General features: G+C 72.6%; 18 protein-coding genes. 13 read left to right on the forward strand and 5 right to left on the reverse strand.

Translation table 11 applies throughout. From position 1 onward, the window contains the following. Positions 1–5: 5 nt before the first annotated feature. From ACTFAP_RS05800 to ACTFAP_RS05810, 3 genes are all read left to right on the forward strand, one after another. On the forward strand, positions 6–527 hold the full coding sequence (locus tag ACTFAP_RS05800) for a DUF4240 domain-containing protein (RefSeq protein ID WP_390117036.1): 522 nt from the start codon (positions 6–8) through the stop codon (positions 525–527). Position 528: 1 nt separating this feature from the next. Continuing rightward, a complete protein-coding gene (locus ACTFAP_RS05805; protein WP_400009290.1) occupies positions 529–1,491 on the forward strand; it encodes a TIGR01777 family oxidoreductase in 963 nt (320 codons plus the stop codon). 209 nt (positions 1,492–1,700) lie between these two features. Next, positions 1,701–3,005, forward strand: coding sequence for an FAD-dependent oxidoreductase (locus ACTFAP_RS05810; protein WP_500468384.1), 1,305 nt, complete (start codon positions 1,701–1,703; stop codon positions 3,003–3,005). Positions 3,006–3,200: 195 nt separating this feature from the next. Here the strand turns inward: ACTFAP_RS05810 and ACTFAP_RS05815 are convergent, their stop codons facing one another. Beyond that, positions 3,201–4,814 (reverse strand): NsdA family TPR-like regulatory protein, encoded by a 1,614-nt coding sequence (locus ACTFAP_RS05815; RefSeq protein WP_495683692.1) that lies wholly within the window; start codon positions 4,812–4,814, stop codon positions 3,201–3,203. Positions 4,815–5,016: 202 nt separating this feature from the next. Between ACTFAP_RS05815 and lipB the strand changes: the two genes are divergently transcribed. The 3 genes from lipB (at position 5,017) to ACTFAP_RS05830 (ending at position 7,567) form a co-directional block, all read left to right on the forward strand. After that, positions 5,017–5,802, forward strand: a complete 786-nt coding sequence (gene lipB / locus ACTFAP_RS05820) for a lipoyl(octanoyl) transferase LipB (protein ID WP_495683693.1) — start codon at positions 5,017–5,019, stop codon at positions 5,800–5,802. A gap of 62 nt (positions 5,803–5,864) precedes the next feature. Further along, positions 5,865–6,809, forward strand: coding sequence for a lipoyl synthase (gene lipA, locus ACTFAP_RS05825; protein WP_390116963.1), 945 nt, complete (start codon positions 5,865–5,867; stop codon positions 6,807–6,809). 47 nt (positions 6,810–6,856) lie between these two features. Continuing rightward, the gene (locus tag ACTFAP_RS05830; RefSeq protein WP_386538085.1) at positions 6,857–7,567 is read left to right on the forward strand and encodes a DUF4191 domain-containing protein; all 711 of its coding nucleotides are present in this window, start codon (positions 6,857–6,859) and stop codon (positions 7,565–7,567) included. A gap of 154 nt (positions 7,568–7,721) precedes the next feature. Here ACTFAP_RS05830 and ACTFAP_RS05835 read toward each other — a convergent pair whose 3' ends face one another. Next, on the reverse strand, positions 7,722–8,126 hold the full coding sequence (locus ACTFAP_RS05835; RefSeq protein ID WP_390117032.1) for an RDD family protein: 405 nt from the start codon (positions 8,124–8,126) through the stop codon (positions 7,722–7,724). A 314-nt stretch (positions 8,127–8,440) separates the two neighbouring features. Here ACTFAP_RS05835 and glnA point away from each other — a divergent pair, with 314 nt between their 5' ends. Further along, positions 8,441–9,856: a type I glutamate--ammonia ligase gene (gene glnA / locus ACTFAP_RS05840; RefSeq protein WP_453856018.1), complete on the forward strand. Its 1,416-nt coding sequence runs from the start codon at positions 8,441–8,443 to the stop codon at positions 9,854–9,856. A gap of 109 nt (positions 9,857–9,965) precedes the next feature. On the opposite strand, the gene ACTFAP_RS05845 is transcribed toward glnA, so the two are convergent. Further along, positions 9,966–10,463 (reverse strand): SPW repeat protein, encoded by a 498-nt coding sequence (locus ACTFAP_RS05845; RefSeq protein WP_500468385.1) that lies wholly within the window; start codon positions 10,461–10,463, stop codon positions 9,966–9,968. A 227-nt stretch (positions 10,464–10,690) separates the two neighbouring features. On the opposite strand from ACTFAP_RS05845, the gene ACTFAP_RS05850 reads away from it, so the two are divergent. Next, the gene (locus tag ACTFAP_RS05850; RefSeq protein ID WP_500468386.1) at positions 10,691–11,074 is read left to right on the forward strand and encodes a DUF2795 domain-containing protein; all 384 of its coding nucleotides are present in this window, start codon (positions 10,691–10,693) and stop codon (positions 11,072–11,074) included. A gap of 18 nt (positions 11,075–11,092) precedes the next feature. Here the strand turns inward: ACTFAP_RS05850 and ACTFAP_RS05855 are convergent, their stop codons facing one another. Both ACTFAP_RS05855 and ACTFAP_RS05860 read right to left on the reverse strand, forming a co-directional pair. After that, positions 11,093–11,926, reverse strand: coding sequence for a polysaccharide deacetylase family protein (locus ACTFAP_RS05855; protein WP_500468387.1), 834 nt, complete (start codon positions 11,924–11,926; stop codon positions 11,093–11,095). A gap of 145 nt (positions 11,927–12,071) precedes the next feature. Further along, complete coding sequence (locus ACTFAP_RS05860) at positions 12,072–12,974, reverse strand: Gfo/Idh/MocA family oxidoreductase (RefSeq protein WP_495684897.1); 903 nt, start codon at positions 12,972–12,974, stop codon at positions 12,072–12,074. 211 nt (positions 12,975–13,185) lie between these two features. Here ACTFAP_RS05860 and glnII point away from each other — a divergent pair, with 211 nt between their 5' ends. The 5 genes from glnII to ACTFAP_RS05885 all read left to right on the forward strand — a co-directional run bounded on the left by glnII (position 13,186) and on the right by ACTFAP_RS05885 (position 19,840). Beyond that, the gene (glnII, locus tag ACTFAP_RS05865; RefSeq protein WP_453856022.1) at positions 13,186–14,205 is read left to right on the forward strand and encodes a glutamine synthetase; all 1,020 of its coding nucleotides are present in this window, start codon (positions 13,186–13,188) and stop codon (positions 14,203–14,205) included. Between the two features lie 210 nt (positions 14,206–14,415). Then, positions 14,416–15,699: a histidine kinase gene (locus ACTFAP_RS05870; protein ID WP_495683697.1), complete on the forward strand. Its 1,284-nt coding sequence runs from the start codon at positions 14,416–14,418 to the stop codon at positions 15,697–15,699. Positions 15,700–15,855: 156 nt separating this feature from the next. Then, positions 15,856–16,926, forward strand: coding sequence for a phosphatidylinositol-specific phospholipase C domain-containing protein (locus ACTFAP_RS05875; RefSeq protein WP_500468388.1), 1,071 nt, complete (start codon positions 15,856–15,858; stop codon positions 16,924–16,926). Positions 16,927–17,009: 83 nt separating this feature from the next. Beyond that, complete coding sequence (locus ACTFAP_RS05880) at positions 17,010–17,657, forward strand: response regulator transcription factor (RefSeq protein ID WP_390116955.1); 648 nt, start codon at positions 17,010–17,012, stop codon at positions 17,655–17,657. A gap of 173 nt (positions 17,658–17,830) precedes the next feature. Then, a complete protein-coding gene (locus ACTFAP_RS05885; protein ID WP_500468389.1) occupies positions 17,831–19,840 on the forward strand; it encodes a hypothetical protein in 2,010 nt (669 codons plus the stop codon). The last annotated feature ends 7 nt before the right edge of the window (positions 19,841–19,847 follow it).

Consider the following 19,847-nt stretch of genomic DNA (forward strand, 5'->3'; position numbering starts at 1 on the left):
CCGTGATGGACGAAACGGATTTCTGGGAGATCGTCGACGCCGCCCGGGAAGGGGCGGAGGACGACCCGGTGGTGACCGCCGACCTCATCGTCGAACGCCTGAGCGACCTCGATCCGGAATCCGTCACCGACTTCGCCCGCCACTTCGAGGCCCGCTTCAACCGTTCCTACCGCTGGGACCTGTGGGGCGCCGCCTGGGTGATCCTGGACGGCGCCAGCGACGACTGCTTCGAGAACTTCCGCTGCTGGCTCATCGCCCAGGGCCGACACGTTTTCGAGGGCGCGCTGCACGACCCCGACGCCCTCGCCGAACTGCTCCCCGCCGACTTCGACCCCGAGCAGGACGGCGAGGCGGAGGAGGTCGGCTACGCGGCGTACGACGCCTACGAGCGGCTGACCGGCGTCGAACTGCCCGAACTCGGCTTCGAGGAACCGCCGGAGGAACCCGAGGGCTCACCGGTGGATTTCGAGGACTCCGGCGTACTGGCCACGGCCTACCCCCGATTGTGGGCCCGCTTCCGCGCTTAGCATGGCCGCCATGCCCAAGCGATCACAGCGACCCGCCGCCACCCCCCGCCCCCGTATCGCCGTCACCGGCTCCTCCGGTCTGATCGGCACCGCCCTCACCTCCGCCCTGCGCGCGGACGGCACCGACGTCGTACGGCTGGTGCGCCGCCCGCCCGGCGCGGCGGACGAGCGGTGGTGGGACCCCAGCGGCCGGCAGCAGGAGAGCACCGCCGCCTCCCTCGCCGGCTGCGAGGCCGTGGTGCACCTGGCCGGGGCCGGGGTCGGCGACCACCGCTGGACCGCCCGCTACAAGCAGGAGATCCGGGACAGCCGCGTCCTGGGCACCGCCGCGATCGCCGCCGCCATCGCCTCGCTGCCCGAGGCGGACCGGCCCCGGACGCTGGTGTGCGGCAGCGCGATCGGCTGGTACGGGGACACCGGCACCGACCCGGTGGACGAGGACGCACCGGCGGGCAGCGGCTTCCTGGCGGACGTCTGCCGCGAGTGGGAGGCGGCGGCCGTGCCGGCGGCCGAGGCCGGGGTCCGTACGGTGTACGCGCGCACCGGCCTGGTGGTGGCACGCTCGGGCGGGGCGTGGGGCAGGCTCTTCCCGCTGTTCCGGGCGGGTCTGGGCGGGCGGCTCGGGGACGGCAACCAGTTCTGGAGCGCGATCTCGCTGGCCGACCACATCGCGGCGCTGCGCTTCCTGCTGGCCGAGGAACCGGGCCTGTCCGGGCCGGTGAACCTGACCGGGCCGCACCCGGTCACCAACCGCGAGGCGACCCGGGTGATGGGCGAAGTGCTGCACCGGCCCACCGTGTTCACGGCTCCGGCGCCGCTGCTGCGGGTGGCGCTCGGCCAGTTCTCGGAGGATGTGCTGGGCAGTCAGCGGGTGCTGCCGCGCCGGCTGCTGGAGGCCGGCTTCACCTTCACGCACCCCACCGTGGAGGACGCGGTACGGGCCGCGCTCGCCACCGAAAGCTGAAGTTCCGGCGTTCGGCGGTGTACTGAGGCACATAGTGCGACCTGCGTGCGCCTGTGCCCGGTGCATGCGCTCTGCCGCATTCCGGCCCTCGTGAGAGGGTCAGCGTCGGTCCGGGCGGCGTTGCCCGGGCCGCGAATGGGCATCAGCCCCTGCGGGCGGGCCCACCCATGGCCCGTCCGGCAAGCGCCGACCGCCTCATGGGAGGGCCCGTGCTGAGCAGCCGAACGCAAGCAGTGGATTCCGACGTCGTCGTCATCGGGGCAGGTACGGCGGGTCTCGCCGCCGCCCGCAGAGTGCGGGACGCCGGGCTGACGGTGACGGTCCTGGAGGCGGCCGACCGGGTCGGGGGCCGGATGGCCACCGCCGGCCGGGACGGCTTCCTCCTCGACCGGGGCAGCCGGCTGACGGCCCCGGGACTGCCGGAGGAGGCGGTGTGCCGGCTGACGGGGGGCGCACTGCTGCACGGGGCGCGGGGTGATGTGCACCGGGTGGGTGAGGCGCAGGGCGGCGGCGCCACCACGACGGCGGCGGACATGGCCGCCGACGACGGCCGCGCGCCGGAGAGCCGTTCGCTCATCACGGCGTTCGACCATTCGTGGCTGCGGGCCAACCTCGCCCGGCTCGGGCAGCTTTCCGACGAGCGGCTGGCGGCTCGGCCGGAGCTGCCGGCGGCGGACGCGCTGGCCGCGCGGGGCATACCGGCGCGGATTGCAGAAAGCTTTCTGCGTCCGCTGCTCTCGGCTCTGCTCCACGATCCGCAGCTCGCCACCTCCAGCCGGCTGAGCGACCTCACGCTGCGGTCCTTCGCCCGCGAGGGCCTGGCACTGGCGGCCGGCGGCTCCGGCGCCCTCGCGCGCGGCCTGGCGGACGGGCTGCCGGAGGAGGCCGTCCGCACCGGGGTGCGCGTCACCGCCGTGTCCACCTCCCGGGTGGAGACGGAACGGCACGGGACCGTACGCTGCCGGGCCGTCGTCCTGGCCACCGGTGCGCGGGAGGCCGCGCGGCTGCTGCCGGGACTGCGGGTGCCGCGGTTCCGGCCGGTGACGGTGCTGCACCACGCCGTCCCGGGCCCTGGGCCGCAGACCGGCCCGGCGCTGCTCGTCGACGCGGTGCCGGGGCGCGGGCCCCTCAGCTACTCGCTGGTCGCCTCGGCGGCCGACCCCTCCAGGGCCCCGGAGGGCGCGGCGCTGGTCACCTCGGTGGTGCTGGGGCACGCGGCGGGCGAACCGGCCGAGATCCTGGACAAGGCGGCCCGCCCCCAGCTGACGGCGCTGTACGGGGCCCCGGCCCATGAGTGGCGGCTGCTGGCCGCGCACCACGATCCGCAGGCCGTACCGCTGAACCCGCCCCCGTACGCGGGACCGCGCCGCACCCGGCTGCTGGACGGCCTGTACATCTGCGGCGACCACCGCGGGGCGGACGATCTGGACACGGCGCGGACGGCGGTCACCGCCCTGCTGGAGGACTTCGGGCGTCCGGTGCTGAGCGAGCCGAACACCAGCGCCGCGGCCTGACACCGGGGACGCGGCCCGAACACCGGGGACGCAGGGCGCGGCGGGCCGGGACGGATCCGCCACCGTCGCCCCCGCACGCACGCCGGTGTTCCGGGTCGCGCCGGGTGGTTCCGGCCCCGTGCAGGGGTCGGAACCACCCGGCGCGCGCCCGTTGTGCCCGCGCGCCCCCGGACCGGGCCGCCCGCACCGTCCGCCTCAGGTCAGGGCGGCCACCTTCTCCCGGTAGCCCCGCACCGCCAGGGAGTCGCGGTACGGGTCCAGGCGCCGTTCGAAGTCCTGGAGGTACTCGTGGGCCCGCGCCGAGCGCATGTCGCTCGCCTGCTGGGCCGCCTCCACCGCCAGGGCGCACGCGTGGTCCACGTCGCCCAGGCCCAGTTTCGCCGTGGCCAGCACCACCCGGCAGAACAGCCGGCTGCGCGCGTAGCCGTTGGCCCGCAGTTGCAGGGACCGTTCCGCGTAGCGCGCCGAGGTCCGGTACTGCTGGAGGTCGCGGTGACTGTGCGCGAACTCGTCCGCCAGCTGCGCCTCGTCGAAGAACCGCGCCCAGGTGGGCACCTCCTCCCCCGGCCTGGCCGCTTCCAGGGCGCGCTCCGCCCTGGCGAGCGCCGCCGAGCAGGCGCGCACCTCCCCCAGCAGTCCGTGTCCGCGCGCCTCGACCGCGTGCAGCAGCGCCTGGACGGCCGGCGCCACGGAGCTGGCCATGCCCTGCTGGGCGACCCGCGCCAGTTGCACCGCCTCCCGCCCGTGCCCCAGGTAGACGGCCTGCCGGCTCATCGACACCAGGACATAGCTGCCGTACGAGCGGTCCCCGGCGGCCTGGGCCAGCCGCAGCGCCTGGACGAAGTACCGCTGGGCGAGGCCGTGGGCGGCGATGTCGTACGCCGTCCAGCCGGCCAGCCGGGTCAGGTCGGCGGCGGCGGAGAACAGCCGGCGGCCGGTCTGCTCCCCGTAGGTGCCGCGCAGCATCGGTTCCAGCTCGTGTTCCAGGTACCGCACCAGTGCCTGCCGGGCGTGGCCGCCGCCGTAGGCGTTGTCGAGCGCGCGGAACAGCTCGGCGACCGACCGCAGGGCCGCGATGTCGCCGCCGGTGACGCGCTGCCCGGGGCCGCGTTCGACGCGGTCGGCGCCGCCCCCGGCCCCGGCACGGTTCGCCGCGACGGCGGTGGCGGAGCGGTGCCGGGTCTGTTCGGGCACCCGGGGGTGCGCGGTGAGCCCGGCCAGGCTGGGCAGTCCGGTGATGCCGCCCACCGGGTCCGGCGGGTCGCCGCGCGCCACCCGGTCGTCCGGGCGCCCGATGAGCCAGTCGCGGCTGGGCACCACGAGCCCCGCCGGGGTGAAGGCGATCTTGCGCAGCTCGGCGTAGCTGCCGGAGTCCTTGCGCCACAGGCCCGCGACGATGTCGACGGCCTCGGCCGGGGTCGCGGCGAACTCCAGCCCCGCGTACACCGGCGCGCAGGCCTCCAGACCGAGGTCCTGGGCGGAGAGCCGGCGGCCGAGGCGGCGGGTGAAGACCTCGGCGATCAGCGCGGGCGTGGTGCCGCGCGGTCGCTGGCCGCGCAGCCAGCGGGTGACGGACGTCTTGTCGTACCGCAGATCAAGCCCGTGTTCGAGGCCGAGCTGGTCGACCCGGCGGGCGAGACCGGCGTGCGAGAAGCCGGCTTCGGCGATCAGGGCGGCCAGTTGCCGGTTGGGGGTGCGCTGCCCGGAGGGAGGCGGGGCCGGCGGCGGCGTGCTGCCGGGCGCGACGGCCCGTGGGGCGTGCGCGGGTGGGGGTACGGAGGGGGTCCCTCCGGGTCGTTCCGTGGACATCGGCGATGCGGTCTCCTGCCTTACGGCTGTGCGGCTGGAACGGCGTGAATGTAACGGTCTCTCCCCACGTGATCGGCCCGTCTGCGGAGGATTCATCCATATGTGTGAGGACCGGGGCACACGCTTACCTGTCGGAGCACGGCCGTACAGTGGTTCGGGACGCTGCGCGCGTCGTGGTTCTGCACCGGGAGAGTGAGCGGCAGTGAGTGAGCTGCGCTTTGTCCATCTGGGCTTCGGGGACGAAGCCGTCGAGTATCACGCGGCCTGGCAGGAGCAGCGGCGGGTGCACACCGCGCGCTTCGCCGACGAGGTTCCCGACACCTGTCTGCTGCTGGAGCACCAGTCGGTGTACACGGCGGGGCGGCGTACCGAGGACAGTGAACGGCCGCTGGACGGCACGCCGGTCATCGACATCGACCGGGGCGGGAAGATCACCTGGCACGGCCCGGGGCAGCTGGTGGGGTATCCGATCCTGAAGCTGCCGCGCCCGGTGGACGTGATCGCGCACGTGCGGCGGCTGGAGGAGGCGGTGATCCGTACCTGTGCGGAGTTCGGCCTGGAGACCACGCGGGTGGAGGGCCGCAGCGGGGTGTGGGTCCTGGGGGAGTCGGTGCCCGCGCCGGCGTCCGTGACCGGGGGGCTCAGGCTGGACTTCGATCCGCGGCTGAACGACGAGGAGTTCGATCCCCGGCTGGCCGGCCCCCAGTACGCGCCGTCGAACGCGGGGCAGCGCGGCGAGGACCGCAAGCTGTGCGCGATCGGCATCCGGGTGGCCAAGGGCGTCACGATGCACGGCTTCTCGCTGAACTGCGACCCGGACAACACCTCGTACGACCGGATCGTGCCGTGCGGCATCCGGGACGCTGGTGTGACGTCGCTCTCCCAGGAGCTGGGGCGGCGGGTGCCGGTGGCGGAGGTGCTGCCCGTGGTGGAGAAGCATCTGCGGGCGGTTCTGGAGGACGCGGTCCCCCTCCCCCGCGCGGTCTGACCTCATAAGCACAGGCGTACGCTGAGATACGCCGATGAATCAAAAGTGGTAGGGAGGCGGACGTGTCCGCTGTCGCGCCCGACGGTCGTAAGATGCTGCGCCTTGAGGTCCGGAACAGCCAGACCCCGATCGAACGCAAGCCCGAGTGGATCAAGACCAAGGCCACGATGGGTCCTGAGTACAAGGACCTGCTGGGTCTGGTGAAGCGGGAGGGGCTGCACACGGTCTGCCAGGAGGCGGGCTGTCCCAACATCTTCGAATGCTGGGAGGACCGTGAGGCGACCTTCCTGATCGGCGGGGAGCAGTGCACCCGGCGCTGCGACTTCTGCCAGATCGACACCGGCAAGCCGGCCGAGTTCGACCGGGACGAGCCGCGCCGGGTGGCCGAGTCCGTCCGGCAGATGGAGCTGAAGTACGCCACCATCACCGGGGTCGCCCGTGACGACCTGGAGGACGGCGGGGCCTGGCTGTACGCGGAGACGGTGCGGCAGATCCACGCGCTGCTCCCCGGTACCGGGGTGGAGCTGCTGATCCCGGACTTCAACGCGGTGCCCGAGCAGCTGGCCGAGGTGTTCTCCTCGCGGCCCGAGGTGCTGGCGCACAACGTCGAGACGGTGCCGAGGATCTTCAAGCGGATCCGGCCCGGTTTCCGTTACGAGCGGTCACTGGAAGTGATCACGCGGGCGCGCGAGGCGGGTCTGGTCACCAAGTCCAACCTGATCCTGGGCCTGGGCGAGACCCGCGAGGAGATCAGCGACGCGCTGCGCCAGATGCACGACGCGGGCACCGAGCTGGTCACGATCACCCAGTACCTGCGGCCCACGCCGCGGCACCACCCCGTGGAGCGCTGGGTGAAGCCGGCGGAGTTCGTGGAGCTCCAGCAGGAGGCCGAGGAGATCGGCTACGCGGGGGTCATGTCCGGCCCGCTGGTGCGTTCGTCGTACCGGGCGGGGCGGCTGTACCGGCAGGCGCTGGAGCGGCGCGAGGCGGGGTCCCCGGCGGCCTGAGCCGCCCTGGGCGCCGGTGTCGGCGGGACGGCCGTAAACTTGCCGTCATGGCGCGGAAGGACAAGGAACAAGATTCCGAGAACCCAGGGCGGCTCAAGCAGATCGCTCTGACGTACAAGATGACCAAGCGGGTCGATCGGTGGATCGGCCTGGTCATCTCTGCAGTCGGCCTGGGCACCTTCGGTGTGATCCTTGGCATCGGCTTTCTGATCGGTCACCCGATCTATCTGGGCATCCTGGGCTTCCTGGTCGCTTTGCTGACCACGGCCATCGTCTTCGGGCGGCGGGCTGAACGGGCGGCTTTCAGCCAGATGGAGGGGCAGCCGGGAGCGGCCGCCGCCGTGCTGGAGAACCTGCGGCGCGGCTTCGTGTTCACCCCGGCGGTGGCGATCAACCGCAACCAGGACGTGGTGCACCGGGCGGTCGGCAAGTGCGGCGTGGTGCTGGTCGGCGAGGGCAACCCGAACCGGGTGAAGACGCTCATGGCCGCCGAGAAGCGCCGGATGAACCGGGTGGTCTCGGAGGTGCCGGTGCACGACGTGCTCGTCGGCACCGGTGAGGACCAGGTGCCGCTGAAGAAGCTGCGGAGCAAGGTCATGAAGTTCCCGCGGGTGCTGCCGGGCCACCGGGTCACCGAGGTGAACGACCGGCTGCGCGCGATGGGCGACCTGATGAGCAACATGCCGCTGCCGAAGGGCCCGATGCCCAAGGGCATGAAGCTGCCGAAGGGCGGCCCGCAGCAGCGCAGGGGGCGCTGAGCGAACCCGTCACGGATGACGGGGTGGACACGTCACGGGGAAGGGCCCGGCGGAATCGACCGCCGGGCCCTTCTGCTGTGTCGTCCTCCGGTGCCGCGCTGCCGTCCCGTAGCCCGGCACCGCGGTCGCCCGCCGGCGTCGGCGCCCGGTGGGCTCAGACGCGGAGCTGTACGGCCTCGGTGAGCCGGTCGTGCAGGCCGCGGCTGTCGCGGTCCCAGATCAGGGCCGGGATGGCGAGCGCGAGCAGGACCGTACGGGCGGCGGCGCGCGGGAAGCTCAGCCGTTCCCCGCTGAGGTGGACGACGCGCAGGCCCAGCAGCCGCTTGCCCGGGGTGGAGCCCAGGGTGCCGACGGTGAGGATGCCGGTGACGGTGAAGACCAGCAGGGTCCAGTTGCCCAGGGAGCTCGGGCCGTCGGCGAGCAGACCGTATGCGATCAGGGCGCACAGCGCCCAGTCGACACAGATGGCCGCCACCCTCCGGCCGAGGGAGGCGATGGAGCCCGGCCCGTGCTCGGGGAGGCCGAAGCGCTCGCCCCGGTAGCCGAAGTCGACCCCCATGCTCTCGGCGGTGGCCCGGGGGCCGGAGAGCCAGGATCCGATGACCTGTCGATTGTCGAGCTCTTTGTCCGCCTCTTTGTCCACCCGTCCACGGTAGCGCGGCCCGCCCGGCGGCTTCCGGGCGGCTCCCGCCGCGGGCGCCCTCCGGCCAGTCGCCGGAGGTTGCTCCGGTTGGCTGGTTAACATCGGCGAAACACGAGGGTCATGCCCGAGAAATGGCCGGTTCTTAGGGTCGGCCCCGGCAGGTCCGTGCCCCGGGCCCGCACCCGAGCTGCGCATTCCCCGCCCGCAGGGTGGGCAAGGAGGACGATCGGATGTTCCAGAACGCCGACGAGATCAAGAAGTACATTGCGGATAACGACGTCAAATTCATCGACGTCCGCTTCTGCGATCTGCCGGGCATCATGCAGCACGTCACGCTCCCGGTCCAGGCTTTCGACCCGGATGAGCAGCTGATGTTCGACGGCTCGTCGATCCGCGGCTTCCAGGCCATCCACGAGTCCGACATGGCGCTCGTCCCTGACCTCTCCACCGCGCGTCTCGACCCGTTCCGCAAGGACAAGACGGTCAACATCAACTTCTTCATCCAGGACCCGATCACGGGCGAGGCGTACAGCCGCGACCCGCGCAACGTGGCGAAGAAGGCCGAGGCCTACCTGGCTTCCTCCGGCATCGCCGACACCGCGTACTTCGGGCCCGAGGCGGAGTTCTACGTCTTCGACGACGTGCGCTTCGAGACCAAGTCGAACGCCGGCTACTACTACATCGACTCCGAGGCGGGCGCCTGGAACACCGGCGCCATCGAGGAGGGCGGCAACCGCGGCTACAAGGTCCGCTACAAGGGCGGCTACTTCCCCGCCCCGCCGGTCGACCACTTCGCCGACCTGCGCGCGGAGATCACCCTGGAGCTGATCAACGCCGGTCTCGAGGTCGAGCGCCAGCACCACGAGGTGGGCACCGCCGGCCAGGCGGAGATCAACTACAAGTACAACACCCTGCTGGCCGCCGCCGACGACCTGATGCTGTTCAAGTACATCGTCAAGAACGTCGCCTGGCGCAACGGCAAGACCGCGACCTTCATGCCCAAGCCGATCTTCGGTGACAACGGCTCCGGCATGCACGTCCACCAGTCGCTGTGGACGGGCGGCTCCCCGCTCTTCTACGACGAGCAGGGGTACGCGGGCCTGTCCGACATGGCCCGCTACTACATCGGCGGCATCCTCAAGCACGCCCCGTCGCTGCTGGCGTTCACCAACCCGACGCTGAACTCGTACCACCGTCTGGTGCCGGGCTTCGAGGCCCCCGTCAACATGGTGTACTCGCAGCGCAACCGCTCGGCCGCGATGCGCATCCCGATCACGGGCTCCAACCCGAAGGCCAAGCGCGTGGAGTTCCGCGCCCCGGACCCGTCCTCCAACCCGTACCTGGCCTTCTCCGCCCTGCTGCTGGCGGGCCTGGACGGCGTCAAGAACAAGATCGAGCCGCCGGAGCCGGTCGACAAGGACCTGTACGAGCTGGCCCCCGAGGAGCACGCGGAGCTGGCCCAGGTCCCGACCTCCCTGCCGGCCGTGCTGGAGGCCCTGGAGGAGGACAACGACTACCTGCTGGCGGGTGGCGTCTTCACCTCCGACCTGATCGAGACCTGGGTGGACTTCAAGCGCGAGAAGGAAATCGCGCCGATGGCCCAGCGCCCGCACCCGCACGAGTTCGAGCTGTACTTCGACGTGTAAGCGGATCGGCACCGCGCGCAGGCGCGGAACGCACCGGCGGGCAGTCCCTGATGGGGCTGCCCGCCGGGCTTTTCGGCGTTGTTCTGTTGTGTCTATGTGCGACTCCCTGTCAGGTCGTCATCCTCTCGCTGTGGGTGTGGCGCTTGCGGCGCATCGCCAGTGCCGCGCCGGTGGCTGCCAGTCCCAGGAGGAAGATGACACCGCCGACGATGATCTGGCTGAGGATGATGCCGCCGCTGGCGCCACTGCCCACCGTCCAGATCGCAACGATCGACCACGCTCCGATGACGCACAGGGCCAGGCCCATGCCGTGCATCCGCTCCGGCACCAGGGCGAAGCCCAGAGCCAGCACCGCCACCGCGATTCCGAGGATCAGGTTGTGGATGCCCAGGCGCGGCTGGGCGGCGATGAACGTCGGCACCAGCCAGGCGGATATCGCCAGATACAGGCCGGCCAGGAAGACCGGTGCGTCCAGCAGCGGCACTGTCGCGCCGCCCGTCACACGGGAGTAGCGCTCCCGCATCTCACGTGCGTCGGGGTGGTCCGCCATGTGGGTGTCCCTGCGATGGGAGACGTCCGTACCCCTGTGGTGTGAGACGTCGGCCATGCGACTCGCCTCCTTCTGTGGGATTCGTGCGACCGCGCTGTCTCAGTCTCATTTACAGACCTTGCTCCCATTGTGTACCCATTACCCCATTTGGCGCATTTCGAGGCAGATATTTTCTTCTGTCCCGGAGTACGGGTCTGGGATCGCGGCTCCGCACCGCGTTACCGCTGATTTCTCTCTCAAACCCCGGGTACCCGCCGGGCCCGGCACTGAAGGAGGGACCTGACATGCAGGAACGGGGCAGCAATCGACTGAGCGCGCATCAGGACGATCAGCTGAAGCACGAGGTGGAAGGGGTCCTGCGGGCGGACCGGCCCACCCGGGCCGATGCCTGGCGGGATCCGGAGCCGGTGGAGGGCGCGGACGGCGCGTCGCCGCCGCCCGGCGCGGGGGACGACCGGGAGGTGCGCGACGAGGCGTTCCGTTTCGAGCTGGCGCGGCATCTGCGGCGGGCCGGGTTCCCGGCGAAGCGCTCGGAGGTTCTGCGCACCCTGCTGGAGGAGCGGGCGCCGGACGAGCTGATCGATCAGGTGCGGTCGCTGCCGCGGCGCAGCAGCTACGCGAATGTGCAGGAGCTGGTGGCGGCGCTGGGGCGGGCGCCGCGGTCCTAGACGGCGGGCGCCGCGTTCCTAGACGGGGGGCGCGGTGGGCAGGACCAGTTCGTAGCCGCGGTCCAGGAGCTTGGGAAGGACCTGGCCGAGGGCGGTGACCGTCTGGGAACGGTCGCCGCCCCCGTCGTGGGTGAGGACGATCGCCCCGGAGTGGGCGCCCTCCAGGACCGAGGTGGAGATGCTGGAGGTGCCGGGCCTGGCCCAGTCGTTGGTGTCGACGGACCAGCCCAGGGGTTCCATGCCGAGTTCGGCGCAGACGGTGAGGGACGCCTTGTCCCAGGCGCCGTACGGGGCGCGGGCGAGGTCGGGCGGGGCGCCGAGGATGTCCTGGATGATGTCGCAGGTGTCGCCCAGCTCGCGGCGCACCCGCTTCTGCGAGAGGGTGTCCAGCTGCGGATGGCTCCAGGAGTGATTGGCCACCACATGGCCCTCGTCGGCGATGGCGCGCACCAGGTCGGGGTGGGAGTGGGCGTTCTCGCCGATGACGAAGAAGGTGCCGGGGACCTTGTACTTGCGCAGCAGCTTGAGCACCTGGGGCGTGTACGTGGGGTGCGGGCCGTCGTCCAGGGTGAGGGCGATCTTCTTGCCGGGGGTGGCGAGGGTCAGGGCGGCCTCGGCGCGCACCGGCAGGGGCTGCCGGGGTGGCGTGGCGTGGGTGGCGCCGCCGGAGGTGAAGGGGCGCAGGCGGTAGGAGTCCGCGGCGGGGGCCGCCGGTGCGGCCGGGGCGGCGGGGCCGGGGGCCGCACCGGCCGTGCCCGTGCCGGCGCCGGAGGAGGAGCACGCGGTCAGCAGGCGGTCGAGGCCGAGGATGCTGAGGCAGGCGGTGGCGCCGAGCAGGACACGGCGGGGCACTGCGGACTTCTCTGACACTTCCGATGACATGATTAACGGATCTCATGCCTTGGAAGGGCTCACCACCGCCCGCGTCCGTTCGGAGCACCGGCGCCCGGGCCCGCCCCGGCACGGGAGGCCGGAGCGGCCGGGGATCGGTCAGGGATCAGCCGGCGTCGCCCAGTTGTCCCTCGGCCGTCGCCAGGATCTCCGTCACCCGCAGCGCGAACCGTACGTCGCACGGGTGCGCCTCACCCGTCCGCGCCGCCCGCTCCAGCGCGTCGATCGCCGCGCCGAACGCCTCCACGTGCCGGGCCTCGCCCCGGTCAGGCAGCGTCACGATGCCCGGCCTGCCGCGCAGCACCGCCGACATCGACGACGCCTGCGGAGGCACCGACAGGCTCACCGTGAGGGTGCTGGAGGCGCCGCTCACATGGCGCAGCGCCATGTGCACCATGTCGCCCGGGCCCCGGGCGGCGGTGATCGCGTCCAGCCCGGTGACATCGCCCAGCGGCGGCAGCAGCACCGACAGCGCGTGCGGGCCGATGTCCCACAGTCCGCCCTTCTCCCGCCGCCACGGGGAGGCGGCGTACGGGCTGTCGCTGCCGGCCTCGTCGAAGATGCCGGAGAACCACTCGGCGCGGCCGTTCACCCAGCCGTCGGTCTCCTGCTGCTCCACCAGCCAGGCCGCCGACTCGGGGGTGAAGTGCAGCGTGAAGAAGACCACCGACGCCACCCCGGCGGCCTCGGCCGCCTCGGCCACCTCCCGGGCCACCGGCACGGTCGTGGCCAGCGGCTTGTCCAGCAGCAGATGACGGCCGGCCGCCGCGGCCCGTACCGCCAGCGGGGCCTGGACGTCCGGCGGCAGCGCGATCGCCACCGCGTCGCAGTCGGCGATCAGCGCGTCGGCGTCCTCGTAGGCCCGGGTGTCCAGCCGACCGGCCAACTCCCGCGCCGCCTCCGGACGGCGGCCCCACACGCCCACCAAGTCCACGCCGGGGTGCCCGGCCAGGGCGGGCCCCTGGGTCAACTGGGCCCAGGGGCCGGTGCCGAACAGTCCGAAGCGCATGCGCAGAGGAAGTGACATGACACACAGGGTAAGGGCCGTTCCGCCTCACCGGCACGCCGTCCGTCGGCCCAAACCCCGTTCACAGGTCGTTAACAACCGGGCAACTGGTCAGAAACCGCAGGTAGCGAGGGTGGCGACAGCGTATGGACCACCCCGCACACCCCCACACGCCATTGCGACATTTGCGATGAACTCCTCAAGGAGCACGACCGTGAGCTACAAGGCCGAGTACATCTGGATCGACGGCACCTCGCCGACGGCGAAGCTGCGTTCGAAGACGAAGATCCTCGCCGACGGCGCCGAGCCCCCGGTCTGGGGCTTCGACGGCTCCAGCACCAACCAGGCCGAGGGCCACGCCTCGGACCGCGTCCTGAAGCCGGTCGCCTCCTACCCGGACCCGATCCGCGGCGGGGACGACATCCTGGTGCTGTGCGAGGTCTTCAACACCGACGACACCCCGCACGAGTCCAACACCCGTGCCCTGCTGCGCCCGGTGGCCGAGCAGTACGCCGCGCAGGAGCCGATCTTCGGCATCGAGCAGGAGTACACCTTCTTCGAGGGCTCCCGCCCGCTCGGCTTCCCCGAGGGCGGCTTCCCCGCCCCGCAGGGCGGCTACTACTGCGGCGTCGGCGTGGACGAGATCCACGGCCGTGACATCGTCGAGGCGCACCTGGAGAACTGCCTCAAGGCGGGCCTGGGCATCTCCGGCATCAACGCCGAGGTCATGCCGGGCCAGTGGGAGTTCCAGGTCGGCCCGCTCTCCCCGCTGGAGGTCGCCGACCAGCTGTGGGTGGCCCGCTGGCTGCTCTACCGCACCGCCGAGGACTTCGGCGTGGCCGCCACCCTGGACCCCAAGCCCGTCAAGGGCGACTGGAACGGCGCCGGCGCGCACACCAACTTCTCCACCAAGGCCATGCGCGAGGGCTACGACGCGATCATCACCGCGTGCGAGTCCCTGGGCAAGGACGGCAAGCCGCTGGAGCACGTCAAGAACTACGGCGTGGGCGTCGAGGACCGGCTCACCGGCGCGCACGAGACCGCACCGTGGGACCAGTACAGCTACGGCGTCTCCGACCGCGGTGCCTCGGTCCGCATCCCGTGGCAGGTCGAGCGGGACAAGAAGGGCTACATCGAGGACCGCCGCCCCAACGCCAACGTCGACCCGTACGTCGTCACCCGGCTGATCACCGACACCTGCGGCGCGGCGCTCGCCGAGGCCGGCCAGGTCTGATCCCGGCCCCGGAAACGTCCCCGGTCCGTGGCTGGCAGCTCGGACACGGACCGGGTGACCCGACGCGGATCCGATGACCCGAAGCCGTGGTGTACCTGGGTACACCACGGCTTCGGGTCGCGGGCCCAGTGATCGGGCCCGGCGCTCTCCGGAAGACTGTCCTCCGTACACACGCACCCACAGCACCACGCGGCGGAGGACACGGACACCATGAGCACCGAACGGGCGCGCGACGCCCTGCTGGCGTCGGCCAGGGCACTGCTGCTGTCGCTGGCCTCGATCATCGGCTCGCTGCTGCTGTTCATCGTCACCGTGCTGTCGCTGGCCTTCCTCGGGCTCGGCCTCGGTTTTCTCACCACTCCCCTGGTCGTCCGTCTCACCCGCGCGCACGCCAATCAGCGCCGGCTGCTCGCCCACGACTGGTCCGGGGTCACCGTCCACGCCGCCTACCGCCCGCTGCCGGCCGCCCGGCGCGACGGGCTCGCCGCCCAGGTGGAGGAGACCACGCATCTGCTGCGCGACCCGGCCACCTGGCGCGACCTGCTGTGGCTGCTGGTGGACGCCACCCTCGGCTTCGCCGTCCTGATCCTCGCGCCCTCCCTGCTGCTGTACGGGGTGTGGGGGCTGGTGCTGCTGGCCGGCGTCTGGCAGCCCCTTCACGAGGCGTCCGGCACCATCTGGCTGGCGTTCGTGCCCATCAGCTCCTGGTTCACGGCCGTCCTCGGCGCCCTCGCCGGCATCGGCTTCTTCCTGCTGGGGATGCGCTGCAACCCGCTGCTGCTGCGCACCCACTTCCTGCTGTGCCGCGTCTTCATCGGCGCCAGCCACAAGCAGCAGCTCGCCCAGCGGGTGGCGCGGCTCACCGAGACCCGGCACGACGCGGTGGACAGCTCCGCCGCCGAACTGCGCCGCATCGAGCGCGATCTGCACGACGGTGCCCAGGCCCGGCTGGTCGCGATGGGCATGAGCCTGGGCGCGGCCGAGGCACTCATGGAGAAGGACCCGGCCCAGGCCAAGGAGTTGCTGGCACAGGCCCGCGCCTCCTCCGCCGAGGCGCTGACCGAGCTGCGCGACCTGGTGCGCGGCATTCATCCGCCGGTGCTCGCCGAGCGCGGCCTGGGGGACGCCGTCAAGGCGCTGGCGCTGCGGATGCGGATCCCGGTGGAGGTCGATGTCGAGCTGCCCGGGCGGCTGCCGGAACCGGTGGAGACCGCCGCGTACTTCGCGGTCAGCGAGGTGCTCACCAACGCCGCCAAGCATTCGGGCGCCGACCGGATCTGGCTGGACATCTACTACGGCGAGGGCGAGTCCACCCTCAAGATCGCGGTGACGGACAACGGACGCGGCGGCGCCTCCCTGGACGGGGGGACGGGGCTGCGCGGCATCGAGCGCCGGCTGGGTCCGTTCGACGGGGTGCTCGCGCTGTCCAGTCCGGCCGGTGGGCCGACGCTGGTGACGATCGAGGTGCCCTGCGAGCCGCCGGTGGCCCGCTGACCCCGCGCCCGTCCGCCCCGCACCGGGAGTCCGCCCCGGGCAGCCGTCCCGGGGGCGGGCGGCGAGGTCCCGCGTTCACCCCCACCTCATCCAGGTGTAGACCAACTCGCTTACGCTGGCGTGGACTTGCTCCCCCACAAGAGAGCGCGGCGACGTATGCGACGCATCAGGAACCTCCGTAACCTCCTGCTCATCAGCGCGACGGCACTGGCCCTCACCCTCCCCCACGGCGCCGCCCGGGCGGCCGGCGCGACGGACGCCGGCACGTCGGCCGACGGCGCCCTGGCCTTCGACGCGGGCACCATGGTCGGCGTCCACAACGCGTACGAGAAGAGCACCTTCCCGTACCTCGCCGACGGCCTGGACTCCGGCGCCGGCATGCTCGAACTCGACGTCTGGACCAACTTCTTCGGCGGCAGCTGGCGGGTCTCGCACAGCAACCCGCTGGGCAACGACAACAATTGCGAGAACGCCTCCTCCCCCGCCGAGCTGCGCACCAAGGCCCGCAACCAGGGCCTGGCCGGCTGCCTCGCCGATCTGCGGGCCTGGCACGACGGCAACCCCGGACACCGGCCCATCCTCATCAAGATAGAGATGAAGGACGGCTTCGCCGCCAACCTCGGGCGCGGCCCCGCCCAGTTCGACGCGCTGGTGAACGGCATCCTCGGCGACGCCGTCTACCGGCCGGGCGAACTGGCCGCCGGACACGCCACCCTGGACGACGCGGTGCGCGCCGACGGCTGGCCCACCCGCGACGAACTGGCCGGCAAGTTCCTCTTCCACCTGATCCCCGGCACCGTCGAGGAGGGCAACCCCTTCGACACCCTGTGGACCGATGTCGAGTACAGCCGCCACCTGCGCGACCTGGCCGCCGCCGGACAGCTGGAGCGGGCCGTCGCCTTCCCCGCCGTGCACCACGCCGAGGCCGGCGACCCGCGCACCGGCCGGTACACGGACGCCACGCTGCGCCCGTGGTTCGTCGTCTTCGACGGCAACGCCCCCACGTACGCGGGCGGCACCATCGACACCGGCTGGTACGCCCGCAACAACTACCTGCTGGTGATGACGGACGCGCACGCCGTACCGCCCGCCATCAGCCCCACCGAGCCGGCGGAGAGCGAGGCGCTGGAGCGGGTACGGCAGCTGGCCGGCACCCACGCCAGCGTCGTCAGCTCCGACTGGCACACCCTGCCCACCGTCCTGGGGACCGTGCTGCCGCGCGGCTGAGCCACCGCAACCGGCGGTAGGCTGATCCACTCCGGGCGGGCGGACGGAACCGACGGACACAAGCGGAAGCAGGTAGGTACCGGGTGCGCGTCGTTCTCGCCGAAGATCTGTTCCTTCTCAGGGACGGCCTCACCCGGCTCCTCCAGGCACATGACTTCGAGATCGCGGCGGCCGTCGACAACGGCCCCGCCCTCACCCGGGCGCTCGCCGAACTGCGGCCGGACGTGGCCGTCGTGGACGTCCGGCTGCCCCCGTCCTTCACGGACGAGGGGCTGCAGTGCGCGCTCCAGGCGCGCCGCGACCGCCCCGGCATGCCGGTGCTGGTGCTCTCCCAGCACGTGGAGCAGCTGTACGCCCGCGAGCTGCTGGCGGACGGCCACGGCGGGGTCGGCTACCTGCTCAAGGACCGGGTCTTCGACGCCGACCAGTTCATCGACGCGGTGCGCCGGGTCGCCGACGGCGGTACGGCCATGGATCCGCAGGTCATCCAGCAGCTGCTCGCGCAGCGCACCCAGGACTCCCCGCTGGAACGGCTGACCCCGCGCGAGCTGGAGGTCATCGAGCTGATGGCGCAGGGCCGTTCCAACGCCGCCATCGCCGAGCGGATGGTGGTGACCGAGCGCGCCATCGCCAAGCACACCTCCAACATCTTCGCCAAGCTAGGGCTCCCGGTCTCCGACGACGACAACCGGCGGGTGCTGGCCGTGCTCGCGTATCTCGAACGGCGCTGACCGGTCCGCAACGCACGGCCGGCGGGCGGTCAGCAGACGGTCGGCGGACGCTCGGAGGACACAAAGCGCGGCTTTCAGGAGAAATACGGACCGCCCGGGAGGAAAACCAGACGCGGTCCGGACGCCCTTGAACACCCGCGTGTCCTCGGCCCCTTCCGCTCGTTCAGCCGGATGTGTCCTCCAGCGATCTGTCTTCCCCCGATGTCAAGACCACCAGCCACCGGCGCCAGGAGACCGCGCCCGGCGTCGGCCCCGAACAGGCCGCCGCCGCGCTGGTGGAGCACTACCCCCGACTGGTCAGGCTGGCCTACCTCGCCCTGCCCGACGACCTCGGCCGGCACCGCCGGGTGCTCACCGCGCACGCCCTGGTCCAGCGCGCCGTGCCGCGCGGCAGGACGGCCGCGCCGGCGGTGCTGCCCACGGCGGGCGGTGACCCCGGCGCCGTCCCCGTACCGCGCGCCGGAGCCGGGCCGACCGCCGACCCCGGCTATCTCCAGCTGCGCCAGCGGGTCCTGCGCGCCGCGCTGACCGCCGCCCGCCCCGTACGGCTGGCCGGACGCGAACTGCCCCGACTGCGCACCGGTCCGTACGGGCTGCCCCGGGTGGCGGGGCTGCGGCTGTTCCCGCTCGCCTCCGGCGACGCCCCCGAACTCTCCCTCGAACAGGCCCTCAAGCGGCTGACCGGAGCCGGCCGCGCGGCGTACGCGCTGCGCCGGCTCGACGGGCTCAACGCGCCCGCCATCCGCACCCTGCTGGCCGCCTCCGGCGTGGACGAGGACGGCATCCGCGCGGCACTGCGCGGCGCCGACACCCTGCCCGAGGGCGGTGAACTCGTCGATCCGTGCGCACTGACCGCCCGCCCCACCGATCTGGCCAGGCGCCGCCGCCGGCAGCGCACCGTCCTGGCCGGTGCCGCCGCCCTCGCGCTGGCCGCCGGCACCCTGGCGCTGGTTCCCGGCGGCTGGGGCCCGGACGGCGCCGCCGCCCCGCCCTACGCGGAGAACGCGCAGGCCCAGGCCGCCCTGGACCCCAAGACGCTGCGCCGGATGCCCGCGGAGGTGTGGGAGGGCTCCTCCCGGGTGGACTTCGCCGTGTGGCCCGCCCGCGGCGAGGCCGTCAACGACCAGGACCTGCTGCGCCGCGCGCTGGCCGTGTGGGCGCGCCCCGGCGATTCGGTGGGCGTCTCCGCGACCCCCGGCACCCAGACCGGACCGGCCCCGGGCCCGCCGCAGTTGCTGTTCGCCGGGGAGGTCGGCCAGGCCACGGTGGTGCTGCTGTACGACGGGATGCGGCTGGTGCGGTACGCGGAGGCGGCCGGCGCCACCGAGGGCGGCGCGGTGATGGACTTCGCCCGGGTGGACGGGGCCGACGCCCTCGCGTCCTCCGCCGTGGTCCTGGACCGGGCGGACGGCAACACCCGCTATCTGCTGGCGCCCTGGGTGGAGTCGCTGGAGATGACGGATCTGCTGACCCCGGGCCGGAGCGGGGTGCCCGCGGAGGTCGACGAGCACGGGGTGACGGCCCCGGTGCGCACCCCGGCCGGAAGCGGCACGCAGGAGCAGTGCGCCGAGTACGCGGTGCTGGAGTTCACGGCGGCGGGCACGGCGGCGCCGTACGCGATGGCGGACCTCGGGGAGCTGACCCCGGCGCTGCTGACGTACGGTGCGCCGGGCGAGCGGGCCGGGGCGCTGTCGGACGGCACGGCGGCCGCCCGGTGGGCGCGTACCGCCTGTCATCTGTCCGGGGCCACGGCGACCGGGGTGCGCTCGGTGAACACCTGGAACTTCGCCGAGCAGGAGCTGCCGGACGGGGCGGGCACGGCCCAGTGGGTGTGCACCCGGGCGGAGACCTGGCGGGGTTCGGGCAGCCGCACCATGGCGCAGTTCCAGATCCCGTCCGCGAACGACGGTGAGCCCGGTGCCGTCGTGGCGCGGCAGGAGGAGGGCACGGCCTGCGGGGAGTTCGAGCCGCGGGTGCTGGCCGGAGTGCTGTGGAAGTCGCCGGCCGACTCCTGGTACCTGCTGGCCGCGGGCAGTCCCGAGGTCCACTCGATCGCGGCGGAGGGCGAGGTCGAGGGGCACGTCACCGGCCGGGTGATGGCGCTGCCGGCGCCCGGGCAGGAGGCGGACGCGGAGCTGACGGCGACGCTGGAGCACGGCGAGACGCTGAGTTCGCTGGGCTGAGACGGGA

The sequence above is a fragment of the Streptomyces sp. PH9007 genome (genome assembly GCF_059813725.1).

Coding starts and splice junctions, on each gene's coding strand:
- ACTFAP_RS05800 (WP_390117036.1), top strand. CDS start 6: ATGGACGAAACGGATTTCTGGGAGATCGTCGACGCCGCCCGGGAAGGG.
- ACTFAP_RS05805 (WP_400009290.1), top strand. CDS start 529: ATGGCCGCCATGCCCAAGCGATCACAGCGACCCGCCGCCACCCCCCGC.
- ACTFAP_RS05815 (WP_495683692.1), bottom strand. CDS start 4,814: ATGTCCACGGAACGACCCGGAGGGACCCCCTCCGTACCCCCACCCGCG.
- ACTFAP_RS05830 (WP_386538085.1), top strand. CDS start 6,857: ATGGCGCGGAAGGACAAGGAACAAGATTCCGAGAACCCAGGGCGGCTC.
- ACTFAP_RS05835 (WP_390117032.1), bottom strand. CDS start 8,126: ATGGGGGTCGACTTCGGCTACCGGGGCGAGCGCTTCGGCCTCCCCGAG.
- glnA (WP_453856018.1), top strand. CDS start 8,441: ATGTTCCAGAACGCCGACGAGATCAAGAAGTACATTGCGGATAACGAC.
- ACTFAP_RS05845 (WP_500468385.1), bottom strand. CDS start 10,463: ATGGCCGACGTCTCACACCACAGGGGTACGGACGTCTCCCATCGCAGG.
- ACTFAP_RS05850 (WP_500468386.1), top strand. CDS start 10,691: ATGCAGGAACGGGGCAGCAATCGACTGAGCGCGCATCAGGACGATCAG.
- ACTFAP_RS05860 (WP_495684897.1), bottom strand. CDS start 12,974: ATGCGCTTCGGACTGTTCGGCACCGGCCCCTGGGCCCAGTTGACCCAG.
- ACTFAP_RS05870 (WP_495683697.1), top strand. CDS start 14,416: ATGAGCACCGAACGGGCGCGCGACGCCCTGCTGGCGTCGGCCAGGGCA.
- ACTFAP_RS05875 (WP_500468388.1), top strand. CDS start 15,856: ATGCGACGCATCAGGAACCTCCGTAACCTCCTGCTCATCAGCGCGACG.